This is a genomic window from Amycolatopsis silviterrae, assembly GCF_042684085.1.
GTDB classification, from domain to species: domain Bacteria; phylum Actinomycetota; class Actinomycetes; order Mycobacteriales; family Pseudonocardiaceae; genus Amycolatopsis; species Amycolatopsis silviterrae.
Map to the genome: position 1 here is coordinate 41,987 of NZ_JBHUKS010000017.1, position 18,327 is coordinate 60,313.

15 protein-coding genes and 1 pseudogene are annotated in these 18,327 nt (G+C 71.0%); 4 read left to right on the top strand and 12 right to left on the bottom strand.

Annotation, left to right across the window (positions count from 1 at the left end; translation table 11 throughout):
* The first annotated feature begins 30 nt into the window (after window positions 1-30).
* The gene (locus ACFSVL_RS24475; protein ID WP_378307873.1) at window positions 31-1,968 is read left to right on the top strand and encodes an MFS transporter; all 1,938 of its coding nucleotides are present in this window, start codon (window positions 31-33) and stop codon (window positions 1,966-1,968) included.
* On the opposite strand, the gene ACFSVL_RS24480 is transcribed toward ACFSVL_RS24475, so the two are convergent.
* The 11 genes and pseudogenes from ACFSVL_RS24480 to ACFSVL_RS24530 all read right to left on the bottom strand — a co-directional run bounded on the left by ACFSVL_RS24480 (window position 1,965) and on the right by ACFSVL_RS24530 (window position 14,276).
* Entirely contained in the window at window positions 1,965-2,789 is an 825-nt protein-coding gene (locus ACFSVL_RS24480) for an HpcH/HpaI aldolase/citrate lyase family protein (RefSeq protein ID WP_378307874.1), read from the bottom strand. The genes ACFSVL_RS24475 and ACFSVL_RS24480 overlap by 4 nt on opposite strands.
* Window positions 2,786-3,994 carry a CaiB/BaiF CoA transferase family protein gene (locus ACFSVL_RS24485; protein ID WP_378307875.1) on the bottom strand — a complete coding sequence of 403 codons (1,209 nt, stop codon included), beginning with the start codon at window positions 3,992-3,994 and terminating at the stop codon, window positions 2,786-2,788. The genes ACFSVL_RS24480 and ACFSVL_RS24485 overlap by 4 nt, the downstream gene beginning before the upstream one ends.
* Window positions 3,991-5,967: an SUMF1/EgtB/PvdO family nonheme iron enzyme gene (locus tag ACFSVL_RS24490; protein WP_378307876.1), complete on the bottom strand. Its 1,977-nt coding sequence runs from the start codon at window positions 5,965-5,967 to the stop codon at window positions 3,991-3,993. The genes ACFSVL_RS24485 and ACFSVL_RS24490 overlap by 4 nt, the downstream gene beginning before the upstream one ends.
* Window positions 5,964-6,855 (bottom strand): annotated as a pseudogene (locus ACFSVL_RS24495) (ribokinase). Before ACFSVL_RS24495 ends, ACFSVL_RS24490 begins: the two are co-directional and overlap by 4 nt.
* Window positions 6,852-8,171 (bottom strand): ADP-ribosylglycohydrolase family protein, encoded by a 1,320-nt coding sequence (locus tag ACFSVL_RS24500; protein WP_378307877.1) that lies wholly within the window; start codon window positions 8,169-8,171, stop codon window positions 6,852-6,854. Before ACFSVL_RS24500 ends, ACFSVL_RS24495 begins: the two are co-directional and overlap by 4 nt.
* Complete coding sequence (locus ACFSVL_RS24505; protein WP_378307878.1) at window positions 8,168-9,328, bottom strand: ADP-ribosylglycohydrolase family protein; 1,161 nt, start codon at window positions 9,326-9,328, stop codon at window positions 8,168-8,170. Before ACFSVL_RS24505 ends, ACFSVL_RS24500 begins: the two co-directional genes overlap by 4 nt.
* 94 nt (window positions 9,329-9,422) lie before the next feature.
* On the bottom strand, window positions 9,423-10,700 hold the full coding sequence (locus ACFSVL_RS24510; RefSeq protein ID WP_378307879.1) for an ABC transporter substrate-binding protein: 1,278 nt from the start codon (window positions 10,698-10,700) through the stop codon (window positions 9,423-9,425).
* 38 nt (window positions 10,701-10,738) lie between these two features.
* Complete coding sequence (locus ACFSVL_RS24515; protein ID WP_378307880.1) at window positions 10,739-11,566, bottom strand: carbohydrate ABC transporter permease; 828 nt, start codon at window positions 11,564-11,566, stop codon at window positions 10,739-10,741.
* Between the two features lie 3 nt (window positions 11,567-11,569).
* Window positions 11,570-12,523 (bottom strand): carbohydrate ABC transporter permease, encoded by a 954-nt coding sequence (locus ACFSVL_RS24520; protein ID WP_378307881.1) that lies wholly within the window; start codon window positions 12,521-12,523, stop codon window positions 11,570-11,572.
* Window positions 12,520-13,545, bottom strand: a complete 1,026-nt coding sequence (locus tag ACFSVL_RS24525) for a LacI family DNA-binding transcriptional regulator (protein WP_378307882.1) — start codon at window positions 13,543-13,545, stop codon at window positions 12,520-12,522. The genes ACFSVL_RS24520 and ACFSVL_RS24525 overlap by 4 nt, the downstream gene beginning before the upstream one ends.
* Window positions 13,546-13,724: 179 nt before the next feature.
* Complete coding sequence (locus ACFSVL_RS24530) at window positions 13,725-14,276, bottom strand: TetR/AcrR family transcriptional regulator (RefSeq protein ID WP_378307883.1); 552 nt, start codon at window positions 14,274-14,276, stop codon at window positions 13,725-13,727.
* A gap of 66 nt (window positions 14,277-14,342) precedes the next feature.
* On the opposite strand from ACFSVL_RS24530, the gene ACFSVL_RS24535 reads away from it, so the two are divergent.
* The 3 genes from ACFSVL_RS24535 to ACFSVL_RS24545 are packed head-to-tail and all read left to right on the top strand — an operon-like array spanning window position 14,343 to window position 16,838.
* Window positions 14,343-15,104, top strand: coding sequence for an ABC transporter ATP-binding protein (locus ACFSVL_RS24535; protein WP_378307884.1), 762 nt, complete (start codon window positions 14,343-14,345; stop codon window positions 15,102-15,104).
* A 34-nt stretch (window positions 15,105-15,138) separates the two neighbouring features.
* Window positions 15,139-16,467 (top strand): FtsX-like permease family protein, encoded by a 1,329-nt coding sequence (locus ACFSVL_RS24540; RefSeq protein WP_378307885.1) that lies wholly within the window; start codon window positions 15,139-15,141, stop codon window positions 16,465-16,467.
* Window positions 16,468-16,511: 44 nt separating this feature from the next.
* Window positions 16,512-16,838, top strand: coding sequence for a putative quinol monooxygenase (locus tag ACFSVL_RS24545; protein ID WP_378307886.1), 327 nt, complete (start codon window positions 16,512-16,514; stop codon window positions 16,836-16,838).
* A gap of 331 nt (window positions 16,839-17,169) precedes the next feature.
* Here the strand turns inward: ACFSVL_RS24545 and ACFSVL_RS24550 are convergent, their stop codons facing one another.
* Window positions 17,170-18,192 carry a LacI family DNA-binding transcriptional regulator gene (locus tag ACFSVL_RS24550; RefSeq protein WP_378307887.1) on the bottom strand — a complete coding sequence of 341 codons (1,023 nt, stop codon included), beginning with the start codon at window positions 18,190-18,192 and terminating at the stop codon, window positions 17,170-17,172.
* Window positions 18,193-18,327: the final 135 nt, after the last annotated feature.

Below are 18,327 nucleotides of genomic sequence, written 5' to 3' on the forward strand. Positions count from 1 at the left end.
TATCTTACCGGTCTCGAATCAGGACGTTTCGTGCACGCTTCTCCTCCGCCCGAGCCCGATCCCCAGCGCTGGCGGGCCCTCTGGGTGTGCCTCATCGCGGGGTTCATGACGCTGCTGGACGTCAGCATCGTCAATGTCGCGCTGCCTTCGATGGAGCACGGGATCGGCGCGACGCCCGCGGACGTTTCGTGGGTCGTGTCCGGCTACGCGCTCACGTTCGGTCTCGCGCTGGTGCCCTCGGGGCGGCTCGGCGACGACTACGGGCGGCGCCGGATGTTCCTGCTCGGGCTGGCGTTGTTCGTGGCGACCAGCGTGCTGTGCGGCGCGGCCCCGAACGCGACCTGGCTGGTCGTCGCGCGGCTGGGGCAGGGCGTCGCGGGCGGGCTGCTGAACCCGCAGATCATCGGGCTGATGCAGCAGCTGTTCTCCGGGCGCGAGCGCGGCAAGGCGTTCGGCGCGTTCGGGGCGACGGTCGGGTTGTCCACTGCGGTCGGGCCGGTGCTGGGCGGGCTGCTGATCCAGGGCATCGGCGTGGATCAGGGCTGGCGCTGGGTGTTCTACGTCAACCTGCCGATCGGGATTCTCGCGATCCTGTTCGGGCTGCGGCTGCTGCCGAAGGACGCGCGCAGCGGCCGGAAGCGGACGCCGGACCTGCTCGGTTCTGTGCTGCTCGGCGTGGCCGTCGTGCTGGTGATGCTGCCGCTGATCGAGGAAGAGGAACAGGCCGCCGCGCCGCGCTGGTGGCTGATGGGCGTCGCGGCCGGGCTGCTGGTGTTGTTCGTGCTGTGGGAGCGCTGGCTCGGCAACCGCGGCAAGCAGCCGCTGGTGAACCTGAAGCTGCTGACCGTCCGCAGCTATTCGATGGGTTCCGCGCTCGGGATGGTCTATTTCGCCGGGTTCACCGGGATTTTCCTGGTGCTGACGCTGTTCTTCCAGCAGGGGCTCGGCTACACGGCGCTGCAGGCGGGCGCGGCGATGCTCGCGTTCGCGATCGGGTCGGCGATTTCGCCGACGATCGGCGGGCGGCTGGTGCACCGGTTCGGCCGGCCGATGGTCGTGCTCGGCACGCTGCTGGTGGCGATCGGGCTCGCTGCGACGGCCTGGCTGGTTCGCGACTATTCCGGCGCGAACACCGCGTTCGTGCTGGCCGGGCCGTTGTTCGTCGGCGGTTTCGGCAGCGGGCTGGTGATTTCGCCGAACTCGACGCTCGCGCTGGAAGAGGTTCCGCCCGCCGAGGGCGGCACCGCGGCCGGCGTCCTGCAGACCGGCCAGCGGATCGGTTCGGCGGTCGGCACCGCGCTCGGCGGGTCGCTGTTCTTCGGCGAACTCGGGCGTTCGCACGGGGATTACCACTCCGCGACCGCGCTCGGGCTGATCGGCTCGACGGCGCTGGTCGTCCTCGCCCTGCTGTTCGGGGTCGTGGACGTGCTGCTCTCCCGGATCCGGAAGCGGCCCGCCCCTCCGGAGGCGGCGGTCTCCGGGGAAGTGCGCGGTCTCGCTCCGGCTGAAACCGCGTCGGTGAGCTTGACGTCGTTGGAGACCCACGAAGTACGCCGCACGACCACTGGCGCGGGCAACACCTTCGCCCTCGACGCTCCGGCAGGCACGTATCTGCTGCTGGTCCAGGCGGGCGGCCGGGAACCGGTGGCCCGGCACGTGCAGGTGGGCGCCGAGCCGGTGCGCGAGGACGTCGAGCTGGCGCGGTCGGTCCGGCTCACCGGGACGGTGCACGCGATCCGCGGGCCGTTCCCGGGAGCGCAGGTCGCGGTGCTGGACGCCGACGGCCAGGTCCAGCGGGTGACGGTCACCGACGAGGCGGGCCGCTACGCCGTCGACGACCTGTTCCCCGGCGAGTACACCGTCGTCGTGACCGGGTATCAGCCGGTCGCTGGGCCGGTGCGGCTGACCGACGAGGGTCCGGTCCGGTTCGATCCGCTGCTGCGGCTGGTTTCCTCGGAAAAGGTCTAGTCGGCGACGAGCGCCAGCACCGCCAGGGCTTGGTCCCGCATCGCGACGTCCAGGAAGGTCCCGTCGGCGAGTGCGATCGCGCCCACACCCGCCGCGGTGGCACCGTCCATTCGGGACAGTACTTCCCTGGCGCGGGCGACCTCGTCCGGCGTCGGCAGGAAGGCCGCGCGGATCGTCGGCAGCTGCACCGGATGGATCGCCGTCCGGCCGCGGAACCCGAGTGCGCGCCCGGCCCGGCAGCTGTCCGCCAGTCCGTCGAGGTCGCGGACGTTCGCGTACACCGACATCGCCGGCGGCGGCAGCCGGGCGGCGCGGGCGGCGTTCACGATCCGGCTGCGCGCCCAGGTGAGCCCGGCTTCGTCGGCGAGCCGCAGGTCGGACCGCAAGTCCGCCTCGCCGAGCCCGAGGGACGCCGTCTGCGGCGAAGCGAGCGCGATCTCCAGCGCCCGTTCCACCCCGAGTGCCGACTCGATCAGCGGGTGCAGTTCCCGTCCGGGCAAGGCATCGGCGTGCGACCGGATGTCGTGCGATCCCTCGACCTTCGGCAGCCGCGCGCCCACCCACGGAGGGAGCGCGGCGACGGCGGCCAGGTCCGCGGCGTGCCACGGGGTGTCCGGGTGGTTGATCCGAACCTGTACCGGACGCGACTCGGGCACGTCGGCCAGCAGCCGGATCGCGTTGTCGCGCGCGGCATCCTTCTGCGCGGGTGCGACGGCGTCTTCCAGGTCGACCAGCACGACGTCGGCGTCCGACACCAGTGCCTTGGCCACGCGATCGGGCCGGTCCGCCGGGACGTAGAGCAGGGTCAGCGCGGGTGTCATACCGCTCCCTCCGCGCGCAGCTCGGCGATCCGTGCCGGGGTGAAGCCCAGCGCGCCGAGCACGTCGTCGGTGTCCGCGCCGTGCGGCCGTCCGGTGAAGCCGATGACGCCGTCGTTGTCCGACAAGCGGAACAGCGGCCCCTGCATCAAGGTCGTGCCGAGTTCCGGGTCCTCGATCTCGTGGATCGTGCCTAGTGCGCGGAACTGCGGGTCGGCCACGATGTCGGCCGCGTCGTAGATCGGCGCGACCGCGGCCTGCGCCTCCTCGAAAGCGGCGACGACCTCGTCGCGCGTGTGCCGGGCGATCCAGCCGCCGACGGCCTCGTCCAGTTCGTCCGCGTGCGCCGCCCGGTCCGCGCCGGTCGCGAACCACGGCTCGTCGGCCAGTTCCGGCCGTCCGACCAGTCGCACCACGCGTTCGGCGATGGACTGCGCGGACGTCGACACCGCCACCCACTGCCCGTCGCGCGTGCGGTAGGTGTTGCGCGGCGCGTTGTTCGTGGACCGGTTGCCGGTGCGCGGCTGGACCGTGCCGAGCTGGTCCCATCGCGTGATCTGCGGCCCGAGCATGGCGAGAATCGGTTCGATGATCGCGACGTCCACGACTTGGCCGCGTCCGGTGGCGGTGCGTCCGGTGAGCGCGACCATGATCGCGTACGCGGTGGCCAGCGACGCCACTCCGTCGGCGAGCCCGAACGGCGGCAGCGTCGGCGGTCCGTCCGGTTCGCCGGTCGCGGCTGCGAAGCCGCTCATCGCCTCGGCGAGCGTGCCGAAGCCGGGCCGCGCGGAGTACGGTCCGCTCTGGCCGAATCCGGTCACGCGCGCGAGGACCAGCCCCGGGTTCTTCTCGGACAGTTCTTCGTAGCTCAGGCCCCAGCGTTCGAGCGTGCCCGGCCGGAAGTTCTCGATCACCACGTCCGCGGACTCGGCGAGCGCCAGGAACACCTCGCGTCCGCCGGCGCTGCTCAGGTTCGCGGTGACGGTGCGCTTGTTGCGCCCCAACGTCTTCCACCACAGGTTGACGTCGCCCTTGGCCACGCCGTGCGTCCGCGACGGGTCCGGCCGCGACGGGTGCTCGACCTTGATCACCTCGGCGCCCATGTCGCCGAGGTGCATCGCGGCCATCGGCCCGGCGAACAACGTCGACGCGTCCACGACCCGCAGCCCGGCCAGCGCCCCGGCGGACGCTTCCCTCGACACGGTCATCGCGTCACGTCCCACGCGCAGCGGAACCCGACGGTCGCGCCGCGCGCCAGCCCGAGCCCGGGCAGCAGCAGCTTCACGCTGTAATCCGGTGCCTGCCGGCCGCCCTCGACGTACCATTCGGAACCTTCGGCGCGATAGTCGCTGCCGCCCTTGAGCATCACGAACCGGGTCCTCCCGTCGGAGTGTTCGCTTTCGGTCCAGTTCCACACCGCGGGCGTGCCGCGCCGCAGGCCGCCGGTCTCGCCGGCGAGCTGCCATTCGTTCTCGGTCGGTAACCGGCCGCCGCGCCACGCGCAGTACGCGCGGGCGTCGTCGAGGTCCACAAAGGTCACCGGTTCGTCGTCGGCCCGGCCATCGGCCCAGTGCGCGAGGAACCGATGCGGTTCGACCGGCTGATACCCCGTGGCGGCAAGGAATTCCGCGAACTGGCCGTTCGTCACCTCGGTGGCCGCGACCGCGACCGGCGACGCCAGCGAACCGTCCCGCTGCAGCGTCCGGGCGTCGTGCAGCCGTGGCGGCAACGGCTTCCACTCGTCCACATAGGGCGCGCCCTGGTACATCCCGGTCTCGCGACCCCGATACCGGACCGTCAGCACATACGGCCCAGCAGGCAGCTCGACAACGTCCGTGAGGGGAACCCTGAGGGACTCTGATTCCCTCAGGGTTCCCTTCACGGACTTCGACCCAGGCTGCTGGCGGGTCGCGAGGCGGTGCGGGAAGCGGGCGTCGGGATCGTGGGGGAGAGTCGCCACCCTCGACAGCCACGACGGCTCCGGCGCACCGTCCGCGACCTGCAGCAACGCCGAGATCCCGTGTGCGGGCACGCGCCCGTCGGCGAAGAGGTCGAGCACCGGCCCGTCGACGACCGGACCGGCGTAGTCCTCGGACCCGCGGTTGACGACTGTCCACAGTGTCCAGTCGCCGAGTTCCCAGCGCGAGGCGTAAACCCCGGCCGCCTCCGCTTCCGGCGTGAGCGGGGCCAACGGCGTCCACTCGCCCGAGCGCAGCAGGTCACCGGCCGCGCGCTGCACCGTCACCATCCGCCGCACCGTTGCCGCGTCGCGCTGCGACCAGCCGACCCATACGCCGAACACGACTTCCCACACCATCACGCCGACGCCGTTCAGCCACGCCGACTGCAGTTCCTCGGTGTGGTCGCGGTGCCACCGGCGGACGTGGTGCTGCATGTGCCGCCGCTCGTACCAGTGCGAACGCAGCACTCCCGGCACCGGCGAGTCGGCGAAGAACTGCGCCCACGACGCCGAATGGTCCTCGATCCGCTCCACCGGCAGCTTAGATTCGCCCTCCAGCACGACCCCCGGCCGCGCCCGTTCGAGCTGCTCGACCAACGCCGGGTCGGCCTTCTTCAGCGTGTCCAGGAAGACGCCGTCCGCGCCGAAATCAGCCAGCACCGCGGACAATTCCGTCGCGTCGTCATCGCCCCGGCGGGTGCCGACGTCCCACGGGTTGTAGTCCACGAACACCCGCACGCCCGCCGAATGGAACGTGTCGACGAGAGCACCGAGACCGGGCACGTCGCGGTAGAAGTCCCACTGGTTGCGGTCGTCGAGGCCGATCACCGGGTACGCGTGCCACAGCACGACGGCGTCGAGGCCGCCGAACCGCTGGTGCGCGTCGGCGAGGAACCGCTCCGGCGTGAACCGGTGCTCCTCGAACGAATACAGCAGCTCGTCCCACAGCCAGACCTGCGCGACGGTGTGGCATCCGGCGGCCCACTCGGCTTCCGGCCGCTCGTAGGCGCGACCGTGGTAGCTGTGCCGCTGGTGCGCGTCGGCGCGCCATTGCGCCAGCCGGGCCCGCCACTCCGCGCGGTCGGCGGGGTTCGCCGGGCCGACGAAGATCTTGGCCTCGTCCAGCGCGGCGAGCTGCTCGGGGGAGAGCGGCGCGCCGAGCGGGACCTCGGTCGGCTGGTCGATCGGACGCGGGACGAGCGGGTCGAACACGTAGGTCATCGGGGGCTTCCTCCGGTCGCGAGTGCGGCGACCTCTGCGGCGGTGGGCACGGCGGATTGCGCGCCGGGCCGGGTGACGGCGAGCGCGGCAGCGGCTCCGGCGAGTTCGGCGGCTTCGCGGAGCGGACGGTCCTCGGCGAGTGCTGCCGCGAGGACGCCGCAGAACGTGTCTCCGGCTCCGGTGGTGTCCACTGCGGACACTCGGAAACCGGGCAGGTGCACGGTTTCCTGCTCGGCGACGACGCACCCGGCCGCGCCGAGCGTGATCACCACGGCGGGTGCGCGCCGCTGCAGGATCCGGGCCAGCTCCTCCGGCGTGCCCGACGTCCCGGCCAGGTCGGCGGCTTCGTGCTCGTTGACGACGAGCACGTCGAGGTCGAGGTCGGGCAGCGGACGGGACGGCGCGGCGTTGAGCACCATCCGCGCCGGACCGGCGGGCGTCCGCGGCGGCCTGCACGGTCGACAGCGGAACCTCCAGCTGCGCCAGCACGACGTCCGCCTCGGCGATCCGTTCCAGTTGCGCTTCGGCGAGCTGGAGCCGCGAGTTGGCCCCGGGCGCGACCACAATGGAGTTCTCGCCGTCCGGAGACACCATGATGAACGCGGTCCCGGTCGCACTGTCCACACGCGACACCAGATCGGTATGCACCCCGGCCTTAGTCAACGATGCCAACAGAAATTCCGCACCGTCGTCCGAGCCAAACGCGCCGAGAAAGGTCGTCTCCGCGCCGCCCGCGAGCGCTGCGGCGACGGCCTGGTTAGCTCCCTTGCCACCCGGACTGCGCCGAAGGTCGCCGCCCAACACGGTCTCGCCCCCACCGGGCTGCCGAGGAACGTCGACCACCAGATCGACGTTCGCCGAACCGACGACGGCGACCCGCCCGCTCATCGCGCCACCCCGGCGGTCCGGGCGGCGAGGTCGGTGATCCGTTGCTCACCGCCGGGCAAGGACGTCGCGATCCGGTTGTCGAGCGGCTTCGTCCACTGCTCGCCGATCCCGTCCACCCCCGCGAGCGCACCAACGACCCCGCCGACCGTCGCAGCCGCGGAGTCCGTGTCCCAGCCAGCCGTGACGGCGAGCGAAACGCTCTGCCCGAAGTCGCCGTCGCCGCGAGTCAGCGCGTACGCGATCACCGCCGCGTTGTTGAGCACGTGCACCCAATGCAGGTCGCCGTACCGGGCATGCAGCCGGTCCAGCCCGTCGTCGTAAGCAGCGGCTTCCCGCCCGAACTGCACCGCCGAAGCAAGCCGACTCGAAGGCGGCAGAACGGTTTCCGCCGCGTCGAGGACACCGTGGACGGAGTCGCACACCATCGCCGCCGACGCGAGCGCCGCCGCCCACATCGCGCCGTAGATGCCGTTGCGGGTGTGGCTGAGCCGCGCGTCGACCCACGCCAGCCGCGCCGCCTCGCGGACGTCACCGGGGGAGACCCAGCCGAAAACGTCGGTCCGGATCAGCGCGCCGATCCACTCGCGGAACGGGTTGAGGTGCGTCGCGGTCTCCGGCACCGGCCGCGCGTCCAGGAGGTTCCGGTACGCGGCACGCTCCGCCGTGAACACCCGGCCGGCCGGCAGCTGCTCCAGCCAGAGCTGCGCGACGTCGTCGGTGGTGAACTCGCGGCCGTGCCGTTCCAGCAGGGTGAGCGCGAGGATCGGGTAGTTGAGGTCGTCGTCCTCCGGCATCCCGGAGATGTTCTCCTCCAGGGAAGTCGGGGCCGACCGCCGGTTCCACGGCCAGCGCGCGGCGACCTCGTCCGGCAGCCCGACGGCGGTGAACCACCGGTCCAGCGGCCAGCGTCCGGTCGCGCGCAGGATCTCCTCGATGCCCTCGCGCGGGATCTTCTCCACCGGCTTCCCGAGCAGGCATCCCGCCGCCCGGCCGGTCCACGCGCCGAGCGTGCGGTCGCCGTCCGGCCGGGGGAGGACCGGCGCGGACGGAAGCAGCGCGGCGATCGCGTCCCAGTCGTCGGGTTCCCCGGGGGCCGGGGCGGCGGGGAGCGCGGCCAGTTCGTCCAGCAGCGTCCGGGCCAGCGCCCGCAACGCTGGGGGCGCCGGCCGCGGTCCTGCCCCGCTCACCGCGGGCACCGGGTCGCCGCCAGCGGCGATCCAGCGCTCCCGCACCGAGGTGACGTCCTTGCCCTCCACAGCGGACTGGACGAACTCGTGCGCGAGCAGGTCTTCGGGCTGTGCCCAAGTGAGCCTCATGCGGCGTCCAGCGCGTCGAGAGCGGCCAGCCGGGCCTGCGTGCGCGCCCGGTCGGCCTTGACGATGTCGGCGGCGGCGGTCGCGAGCAGCCGCCCGGTCTCGCGCAGGTCCATCTTGCTGGCCTCGCCGATCGGATCGATCCACTCGTCCGGCACGCTCGCCGCCCCGCCGAGCCCGGCGCAGAGCGCGCCCGCCATCGACGCGATCGAGTCCGCGTCCCGGCCGTAGTTCACCGAAGCCAGCACCGCGCCCCGGTAATCGCCCTGATGGCCCAGCACGAAGCCCAGCGCGGCGGGCAACTCCTCGATCGCCTTGGTTCGCGACGGCCGCCGCGCGTCCATCGACATCTGCCGGTACTCCGGCCCGACGGAATCGAACGGCGCGACCACCTCGCGGATCTTCCGCGCCAGCGCACGCTCCTCGTCATCGGTCTTCGGCGCGGCGTTCCACCCCTGGAAGGCATCGACAACTGCCTGCAGCGCCGCCAACGTCCCGTCGTGCGCGACATCGAGCCCGGCCCGCACGACGTCGGCCACCCCAGCCCCCGGCGCGACCGAAGCGGCGACCATCGCGGCCAGCACCCCGGCCGCCTCCCGGCCGTAGCTCGACTGATGCGGCGCGGTCAGGTCGATCGCCTCCGCATACGCCGCCCGCGGATCGCCCGGGTTGACCACGCCGACCGGCGCGATGTACATAGCCGCGCCGCAGTTCACGATGTTGCCGACGCCGGCTTCACGCGGGTCCACGTGCCCGTAGTGCAGCTTCGCGACGATCCACTTCTCGGCGAGGAACACCCGCTGCAGCAGCAGCGCCGTCGACTCCAGCTCCGGCACCCAGCGCGGTTCGCCGATCATCAGCGGCACCAGGTCCTCCGCCATCGAGTACGCGTCGAGGTGCGCGCGGCGCTTCGCATACACCTCCACGATCGCTCTGGTCATCAACGTGTCGTCGGTGATGTGCCCGTCGCCCTTGTGATACGGCGCGATCGGGCGCGCGTCCCGCCAGTTCGGGTACCAGGGCGGAACGATGCCGGTCACCCGGCCGCCGTGCCGCTCCTCGATCTGCTCGGGCGTCCACCCCTCGGTCGCGCCGCCGAGCGCGTCCCCCACTGCCGCGCCGGTGATCACTGCCACCGCGCGGTCCTCCAGCCAGGTCACCGGCTTGCGTCCCTTCGTTCCCCGGCGCGGGCTACAACGCCCGCGCCTGTTGTGCGCGCCGGGGCCGCCTGCGTGCACGGCCCCGGCGCGGCGGTCACTTGCCGACGCTCTTCCAGCCGTCCTTCAGCTGCTGCGCCAGCGTGTTCGCGTCGATCTGGTTCGCCAGGAACCGCTGGTAGGCGGGCGTCGCGACAGTGTCCTTCCACTGCGCGTACTTCCCGGCGAACAGATACGGCGCCGAGGCCAGGTACTTGCCCGAGGCCAGGATGGTGCTCCAGCCGTTCTTGCCGCCGAGCTTCTTGTCCAGTGCTTCCCGGGCGGAGTTGCTCGCCGGGATCAGCGTGTCGGCCTCGTTGAGCGCGGCGAGGTTTTCGGTGCTGGTGAAGTAGTCCAGGAACTTCGCGGCCTGCTCGACGTGCTTCGAATCCTTGTTCACCGACAGCGTCTGCGGGTTCGCCGCCTGCACCGGTCCGGCCGGGCCGGCGATCGGCGGCAGCGCGACCCAGTCGAGGTCCTTCGGCGCGTCCTTCGCGATGTTCGCCGCCTGGTACGAGCCCTGCACGGTCATCGCGACCTGGCCCGCGTAGAACGGGGCCAGCGCCTTGCCGCCGGACTGGGTGAGCGTCACCGGCAGGATCGAGTGGTCGGTCGCGTTCATGTCGTGCACCAGCTGCGGCAGCGCCATTTCGCCCTGCCCGACGCTGATCTGCGCCTGGTCGCCGGTGCCCTCGAAGTACTTGCCGCCGAACGCCGGGGCCATCGCCACGAACGTCGCGGTCGGGCTCGACAGGCCCCAGCCGAGGCCGTACTTGCCGTCCTTCGTGGCGGTCTTGGCGAGCTGGCGCAGCTGGTCCCAGGTCATCGTCTCGCCGGTCGGGACCTGCGCGCCGGACTGCTGCAGCAGCTTCTTGTTCGCGAAGACCACATAGGACTGCAGCTCCGTCGGGTACGCGACGACCTTGCCCTCCACGGTCACCGAGTCGAGCACGCCCTTCGGGATGTCCGCGCGCTTCTGCTCGGACAGGTAGGGGGAGAGGTCGGCGAGGTAGCCGTCGGTCGCGAACGGCCCGATCCCGGCCGCCTCGTAGTGCACGATGTCCGGCGCGGTGCCCGCGTTGAACTGGGTGATCAGCTTGTCGTAGGCGCTGTCCCAGCCGGCCTGGACGACCTTCACCTGAGTGTCCGGATGCGCCTGGTTCCACGCCCCGACGATCTTGTTCGTGGCGGCGATCGCGGCGGGCTGGTCCGACAGGGACTGGAAGGTGAGGGTGACCGGTCCGCCGTCCCCGCTGTCCGCGCCGCCGCCGCACGCGGCGGCGAGCAGGCTGGTGAGGGCGAGGCTGGCGGCGACTGCCGCGCGTCGTGTCTTCATCGACCGACCTTTCGAAGGTGTTTCCGATGGGGTGGGGCTCATCCCTTCACCGCCCCGGCCATGAGGCCGCCGGTGAGCCGCTTCCGCAGCAGGGTGAAGAAGGCGATGCTCGGGATCGCCGCGAGCACCGCGCCCGCGGCCAGCGGGCCGAGGGCGACCTTGCCCTCGCCGCCGATGAACATGGTGAGCGTGATCGGCAGCGTGTAGTTCTCCGGCGTCTGCAGCAGCACCAGCGCGAAGAAGAACTCGTTCCACGACGACACGAAGCTGAACATCGCGGTCGCCACCACGCCGGGGGCCAGCAGCGGGAACACGATGGTGCGCAGCACGGTGAACCGGTTCGCCCCGTCCATCGCGCCGGCTTCCTCCAGTTCCACCGGGATCGCCGCGACGTAGCCCTGCAGCATCCACAGTGCGAACGGGAGGATGTAGGTGGTGTGCACGAGCGTCAGCCCGACCAGGCTGTCGGCGAGGCCGAGCGTCCGCAGCACGAGGAACAGCGGCAGGATCACCAGCACCACCGGGAACACCTGGCTGACCAGGATCCAGGTGACGCCCGCGACGCGCAGCTTGCCCTTGAGCCGGGCCAGCACGTAGGCCGCGGGCACCGAGATCAGGATCGCGAGCACGGTGCTGGCCAGCGCGACCAGCAGGCTGTTGAGCGCCGAGTGCAGCAGGCCTTGCCGGGAGAGCGCTTCGCCGTAGTTGTCCCAGTGCCATTCGGTCGGGATCAGGTTGACCGACAGCGAGTTCAGCTCCGCCGACGACTTCACCGACGCGGAAATCAGCCACAGCAACGGGAAACCGAGGAACAGCAGGTAGAGCACAAGGGCCACGTACTGCGCGGGGCGCGCGGACAGGCGCATGGGTCACCGCCCCTTTTCCGGGCGGTCGCCGCGGAACTGCGACCGCAGGTAGAGCGCGAGCAGCGCGACCACCACGACGACGAGCACCAGGCCCATCGCGGCGGCGTAGCCGATCTCGCGGTTCTTGAACGCTTCGAGGTAGACGAACAGCACCGGAACCATGGTCTTGCCGCCCGGGCCGCCCGCGGTCAATACGTAAACGAGCGAGAAGGAATTGAAATTCCAAATAAAATTGAGCGAGGTAATGGAGCTGACGATCGGCCGCATGCTGGGCCAGGTCACCGCGGTGAACCGCCGCCACGCCCCGGCTCCGTCCACCGCGGCCGCCTCGTGAAGTTCGGCCGGGATCTGTTGCAGGCCAGCCAGAAGCGTAACAGTCGTCTGCGGCATGCCGACCCACACGCCGACCACGATCACCGCGGGCAGGGCGGTGTTGAAATCGCCGAGCCAGTTGATTCCGTCCGGCAATCCGATGCTGCCGAGGAACGCGTTGAGCGGCCCGCCGTTGGCCGAGTAGATCATTTGCCACATAATCGCGACGACCACCGGCGGCATCGCCCACGGAATGAGCGCGAGCACCCGGGTGAGACCCTGCAGCCGGAGCCCGGAGTTGAGCAGCAGCGCCAGCCCCATCGCGGCGGCCAGCTGCAGGATGGTCACCCCGACCGTCCAAATCAGACCGATCCGCAGCGAGTCCCAGAACAGCGTGTTCCCGCCGAGCCGGACGAAGTTGTCGATCCCGGCGAAACCGAAGTCCGGATGCCGCACCAGCCGGGTGTCGGTGAACGCCAGCACGATGCCGATCACCAGCGGGGCCACCGAAAGCACGAGGATCGGGATCAGCGACGGCATCACCAGTGCGATCGCCTCGCGCCGGCGCGTGCGGGCCTGCGTGGTCTTCTTCGGGCGCGGCGGGGGAGCGGGGGCGGCCACCCGCGGCTGGGTCGCAGTGGTCATTCCGCGTTCTCCCCGGTCTGGTCCATGGTGGATTCCCGCACGAACAGCTCGGTCCCGACCGAGATCTGCTGCGCCGGGGCGTCCGCGTCGTCGGCGAGCCCGAGCATCAGCCGGGCGGCGGCGCGCCCGCGCTCGGCCGAGCCGAGGGACACGCTGGTCAAACGGGGCAGGAACACCTGCCCGAGTTCGGTGTCGTCCATCCCGGTCACCGCGATGTCGCGCGGGATGCTCAATCCCCGCTCCCTCGCCGCGCGGATGGCCCCGATGGCGAGCAGGTCGTTGGCCGCCACGATGGCGTCCGGCCGCTGCGGCCGGTCCAGCAGTTTCCGGGTGGCTTCGATGCCTGCCGCGACGGTGAAATCAGCGGCGACCTCGACGTCCGTCTTGGCGGCGAAGCCTTTCGCGGACACCGCTTCGTCGAACCCGCGCTGGCGCGAGGAGCCCGGCGTGGTGTCGAGCGGCCCATTGAGGAAGCCGATCCGGCGGCGGCCGAGGGAAACGACGTGCTGCACCGCCGCGCCGATCCCGGCGGCGGAATCGGTGGAGACCGAGCTGATCCCGCGGTCGCTCATCGCGCGGCCGATCACCACGACCGGAACCGGGGCCCGGCCGATCTGCTCGATCAGCTCGTCGTCGGTGCGCAGCGGGATCACGATCATGCCGTCCACGAACCCGCCGTGCAGGCTGTGCGTCAGCTCGGCGGTCGACGCCGCGGTGTCCCCGGTGGACATCACCACCACCCGGTACCCGTGCGGCGCGAGGACCTCGTGGATGCCGCGCATGATCTCGACGTAGACCGGGTTGCCGATGTCCGCCACCGCGAACGCGATCTGCGAGGTCTTCTTCAGCCGCAGCGATCGCCCGATCGCGTCCGCGCTGTACCCGAGTTCCGCCGCGGCCGCCCGCACCCGCTCGACCATCGCCTTGCTGGCACCGGTCCCGTGCAGCGCGCGCGAGGTCGAAGCCAGCGACACGCCGGCACGCTCGGCCACCTGGATCAGCGTGGCTCGGGTTGACGTCATCGTCCCTCCCCGTCGGAGAACAGTGCGGATACCATGACTGGAAACGTTTCCAAGCTGCGGACCGAAGGAATGGAAACGTTTCCAAGCGGTATTCGGATGATGTCACCCGGATGGCGGACGTGTCAACGGATCGGCGGCGCGGGAAGGGGATCCGTGACGTCAGCGTGACTTGCGCTCGTTCAGCGAGTCTGACGGTCGGCGCGGATGACCTCCGCCGCCGACGGCGCGTGGTCCGGATCGGTCAGCCATTGCAGCGCGGTGCCGACCAGCAGCGAGTAGTAGTGCGCGCCGACTGCCTGGACGTCCTTCGGGTCGGCGTCCGGTCCGAGGCCGCCGAAGGCGTTCGCGAGCGCGACGCGCGCCTGCTGCTGGCCGTCCGCGTTGATCTTCCGGATCGTCTCGTCGTGCTGCAGGTAGCTGACGCTCTCGAAGTTCACGAACCACAGCTCGCGGTGCTCGCGGATCGACTCGATGATCCGTGCCCAGCGCTGTTCCGGCCCGGCCGTCTCGTCGTCCGGGTCGGACAGGACGGCGAACAGCATGTCGCCCCACTCCGCGTTGAGGTCGAACAGCGCCTGCGTGAGCAGCTGTTCCTTGGATCCGAAGTGGTAGTTGATCGACGCCTGGTTCGCCCCGGAGGCGGCGACGAGGTCGCGCACCGTGGTGCGCGCGTAGCCGGCTTTGAGGAGGCATTCCCGGGCGGCGGTGATCAGGTTCTCGCGATGTCCCACGCGTGCTAACGTATCATGTAAACGTTCGTTTTAAACGTTCGTTCATAACTCTGGGAGGGCTTGAAGATGACCGCACCCGCGATCCGCACCAGACGGCTGCGCTGCCGTTTTGAAGGCGAGGGCGGCCCCGTCGACGCACTGCGCGGCGTGGACCTGGACGTCCCGCGTGGCGCCTTCGCGGCGATCATGGGCCCGTCCGGCTCGGGGAAAACCACGCTGCTGCACTGCGCGGCCGGCCTGCGCACCCCGACCGCGGGCACCGTGGAACTGGACGGCGCCGATCTGTCCACTTTGGATGAACCGCGGCTCGCGGAACTGCGCCGCCGGCGGATCGGGTTCGTGTTCCAGCAGTTCAACCTGCTGCCCGCGCTGACCGCCGAGGAGAACATCGAGCTGCCGTTGCGCTTGGACGGCCGCAGCCCGGACCCGCGGCGCACGGCGGCGCTGCTGGCGCAGGTCGGCCTCGCGCAGCGCGGGGGACATCGGCCGGGCCAGCTGTCCGGCGGGCAGCAGCAGCGGGTAGCGGTGGCGCGGGCGCTGGTCACCGATCCGGAGGTGGTCTTCGCGGACGAACCGACTGGTGCGCTGGACATCCGCTGCGCCCGGGAGGTGCTGGGCTTGCTGCGGTCCTTGGCCGATCGGGGGCAGACGATCGTGATGGTGACGCACGATCCGGTGGCGGCGTCCTATGCCGACGCGGTGCTGTTTCTCGCCGACGGGCTGGTGGTCGATCAGCTGGCCCGGCCGACCGCCGCCGCGGTGGCGAACCGGATGGCTGTGCTCGTCGAGTCCGCCGAGCGCGCGGCGAACGCGGTGGGTGCCCGGTGAGCTGGCGGCGCTGCGGAATCGAAGGGGAATTGACATGGTGAGACTCGCTTTGCGGCTGTTCGGCCACCACCGCGCCGCCGCCGTGGCCACCGGGCTGGTCGCGCTCGTCGGGATGGCGTTGGTGGTCGCGATGGCCGCCCTGCTCGGCACCGGCCTGTCCGAAAGCTCGGCAGCGGCCGACCGTGGCTTCCTCACCCAGTTCCCGCTCATCCTGGGCGGCTGGGTGGTGGCGATCGTTGTGTTCGCGATGGTGTCGACGATCGGGGTCACGCTCGCCGCGCGGTCCGGGGAGATCGGCGGGCTGCGGCTGATCGGTGCGGCGCCACGGCAAATCCGGGTGCTCGTCTCGCTGGAGACGCTCGCGATCACCGCGGTAGCCGCGCTGCCGGGGCTGGGGCTCGGCTATCTGCTCGGACTCCTGCTGCTGAGCGGCGTGCGTTCGTCCGGGCTCACCGCGGCGAGCACCTCCTTCGCGCCTGGCATCGTCCTTCCGCTGATCGGCGTCGCCGTGGTGCTGCTGGCCGGAGTGCTCGCGGCGTGGATCGGCAGCCGCGGCCCGGCTCGCCGCAGTCCGGTGGAAGAAGCGTCGCCCGGTCCGCGCCGGGCGAGGTCCGCGCGTCCGCGGCGGATTGCCGCGATCGTGTTGCTGGCAGCGGGTTTCGGCTCGGCGAGCGCTGTGCTCGCCCTGCCCGCCGACAACATCGCTACGACCGGCATGACCGGACCCGCGGTGGTGCTGTGCTCGATCGGGTTCGCGATCCTGGCCCCGGAGCTAATCGCCGCGGCCAACCGGATCGTCCGCCGCCTTTCGCGCGGGGCGAAGAACGCGGAAGCCCACCTGGCGGGCGTGAACCTGCGCGCCGCTCCGGAGCGCGCCCGTCCGGTCGTCACGTTTCTGACGCTGCTGGTCGGCGTCTCGGCGGGAACGCTGGCCATGCAGGGCATCGAAAACCAGCACAGCGTCCCCGGCAGCACCGCCGACGTGCTCGCGTCGATCAACTACCTGGTGGTCGTCCTGATCTCGCTGTTCATGGCGATCGCGCTGACCAACAACCTGGTCGCCGCGATCGGCGACCGCCGCACGGAGTTCGCGACGCTGTCGCTGATCGGCTCGACGGTCCGGCAAGTCCGCGGCATGCTCCTGCGCGAGACAGCGGCCGCGACGCTGCTGGCGATTGTCGTCGCGGTGGCCGGTTCGGTGCTGTGTGTCCTGCCGTTTTCGATCGTCAAGACGGGCAGCCCGGCGGCCGCGTTCAGTGCGTGGCCGTTCGTAGGAAGCGCGGTTTTCGGGGGAGGGGTGGCGTTGCTGGTGACGTACGTGGCCGGGGCCCGGGTGATCCGCTCGGCAGCGGTGGCCGCGTAGTCCGGACTCTGCGGAACCGCGGCGGGTGCTGCGATACTCGGCGCATGATTTTGATCGTCCTCAAAGCACAGATCCGCCCCGAGAAGCGCGCCGAATGGCTGGAAGGCATCGAGCGCTACACCGCGAACGTGCGCAGCGAACCGGGCAACGTCTCGTTCGACTACTACCAGAACGGCGGCGACGAGAACGAGTTCGTGATGGTCGAGGTCTTCGCCGACAGCGCCGCCGGGGACGCGCACGTCGCCACCGCGCACGCACAGGAGTTCTTCCCGTTCATGTCGACGGTCGTCGCGAAGAAGCCCCAGATCAACTACCAGAACCTCGACGGCGCGGCCTGGTCGGAAATGGCCGAGGTCACGCCGGTCGACTAGCGGCGTGGCGTAACGAACTCTTGAGATCCAAGTCCGTGAGGGGAACCCTGAGGGAATCAGAGTCCGTCAGGGTTCCCCTCACGGACGACACCGCTCAGCTTCCGCCGCCGGCGCGGGCCCCGCAGCAAGCCAACTCGGTCCGCCAGCCGCTTCGGGCTGGGCGGACACGCCTCGGCCGCACTCATCACGCCGCCTTGAGTCCCTGGCTTGGGACTCTGATTCCCTCTGGGCTCCCATCACGGACCTTCGAAGATCGTCCAGCGGGCGCGGGGTCGCGTGGCTTGAGTCCCTGGCATTGGACTGAAAGCCGTGAGGGTTCCCCTCACGTCTTTCACCCTCGCCGGGTCGAGCCCCGCAAGCGCAGCGCCGGAGTCAGGAACACCGGCCGGTCCGGGGTTTCCGCGCCGGACAGCCGGGCCAGCATCAGGTCCACCGCGCGTTCGGCCAGCGCTTCGTGGGTCAGGTCCATCGCGGTGATCGGTGGGGTGCTCGTGCGGGCGTGCTCGCTGTCGGTCAGCGCGGCCAGCAGCAGATCGTCCGGGACACGCAAGCCCTGTGCGGCGGCGGCTTCGGCGATGAGCGGGGCGAAATCGCTTGTCGCGACCACGATCGCGTCCGGCCGGTCCGGGCCGGACAGCAGCGGCTGCACCAGTTCCGGCACGTCCCGCTGGGTCAGGCCTTCGCTGAGCAACGCGGTGCGCGGCGAAAGCCCGCGGCGCTCGCACCACGCCAGGTAGGTCTCGCGCGGACGCCGGTTCCAGGCGTTGTCCTCGGTGCCGGACAGCAGCAGCACGTCGCGCGCGCCCTGGTCGTGGAGGTGGTCCAGCAGCGCCTCGACCACCGGCGGATAGTCCAGCCGCACGGCCCACGGCAGGTCCGGCTGTTCCGGGTCCTCCTCGACGGTCACCACGGGCAGGCCGCGGCCGAGCAGTTCGGCCAGCGCGGTGTCGCCGCCGTAGGGGTGGGCCACGATGCAGCCGTCCATCGGCACGCTCGCCACGGCCGGGTCGTGCAGGTCGGGCACGTGGATGAGGCCGGTCTTGTGCCGCAGCATCTCCGTGGCGATCGAGCCGACGAGCCGGTTGAACGTCTCGGCCCGGTCGGGCGTGCCGGCCACCGCGTAGCGCGGGCGGAGGATGAGCCCGACGAGCCCGGACCGGCCGGTCCGCAGCGAGCGGGCGTTCGGGTTCGGGTCGTAGCCCAGTTCTGCGGCGGCTTCGCGCACCCGCGCCTTGGTCGCCGCCGAAATGGGCCTGCGCCCGGAAAGCGCGTGCGAGACCGTGCTGATCGAGACCCCGGCGCGCTCGGCGACCTCCCGGATCGTCACCGGCCGTTTGCCGCCCTGCGCGTCCACCGTCGTTCCCCTTCGCCCTGCCTCCGGACGGCCCAGTATCGCCCACCGGCCGGCGGACAAGGCCTTGACACCGCGCCGACGCGCGGGTTTGATGCCGCGAAAGCTCATCAAAACGTTTTGATGATGATAGGAGGC

Coding starts and splice junctions, on each gene's coding strand:
- ACFSVL_RS24500 (WP_378307877.1), bottom strand. CDS start 8,171: ATGAGGCTCACTTGGGCACAGCCCGAAGACCTGCTCGCGCACGAGTTC.
- ACFSVL_RS24515 (WP_378307880.1), bottom strand. CDS start 11,566: ATGCGCCTGTCCGCGCGCCCCGCGCAGTACGTGGCCCTTGTGCTCTAC.
- ACFSVL_RS24510 (WP_378307879.1), bottom strand. CDS start 10,700: ATGAAGACACGACGCGCGGCAGTCGCCGCCAGCCTCGCCCTCACCAGC.
- ACFSVL_RS24545 (WP_378307886.1), top strand. CDS start 16,512: ATGATTTTGATCGTCCTCAAAGCACAGATCCGCCCCGAGAAGCGCGCC.
- ACFSVL_RS24525 (WP_378307882.1), bottom strand. CDS start 13,545: ATGACGTCAACCCGAGCCACGCTGATCCAGGTGGCCGAGCGTGCCGGC.
- ACFSVL_RS24485 (WP_378307875.1), bottom strand. CDS start 3,994: ATGACCGTGTCGAGGGAAGCGTCCGCCGGGGCGCTGGCCGGGCTGCGG.
- ACFSVL_RS24540 (WP_378307885.1), top strand. CDS start 15,139: ATGGTGAGACTCGCTTTGCGGCTGTTCGGCCACCACCGCGCCGCCGCC.
- ACFSVL_RS24490 (WP_378307876.1), bottom strand. CDS start 5,967: ATGACCTACGTGTTCGACCCGCTCGTCCCGCGTCCGATCGACCAGCCG.
- ACFSVL_RS24480 (WP_378307874.1), bottom strand. CDS start 2,789: ATGACACCCGCGCTGACCCTGCTCTACGTCCCGGCGGACCGGCCCGAT.
- ACFSVL_RS24535 (WP_378307884.1), top strand. CDS start 14,343: ATGACCGCACCCGCGATCCGCACCAGACGGCTGCGCTGCCGTTTTGAA.
- ACFSVL_RS24520 (WP_378307881.1), bottom strand. CDS start 12,523: ATGACCACTGCGACCCAGCCGCGGGTGGCCGCCCCCGCTCCCCCGCCG.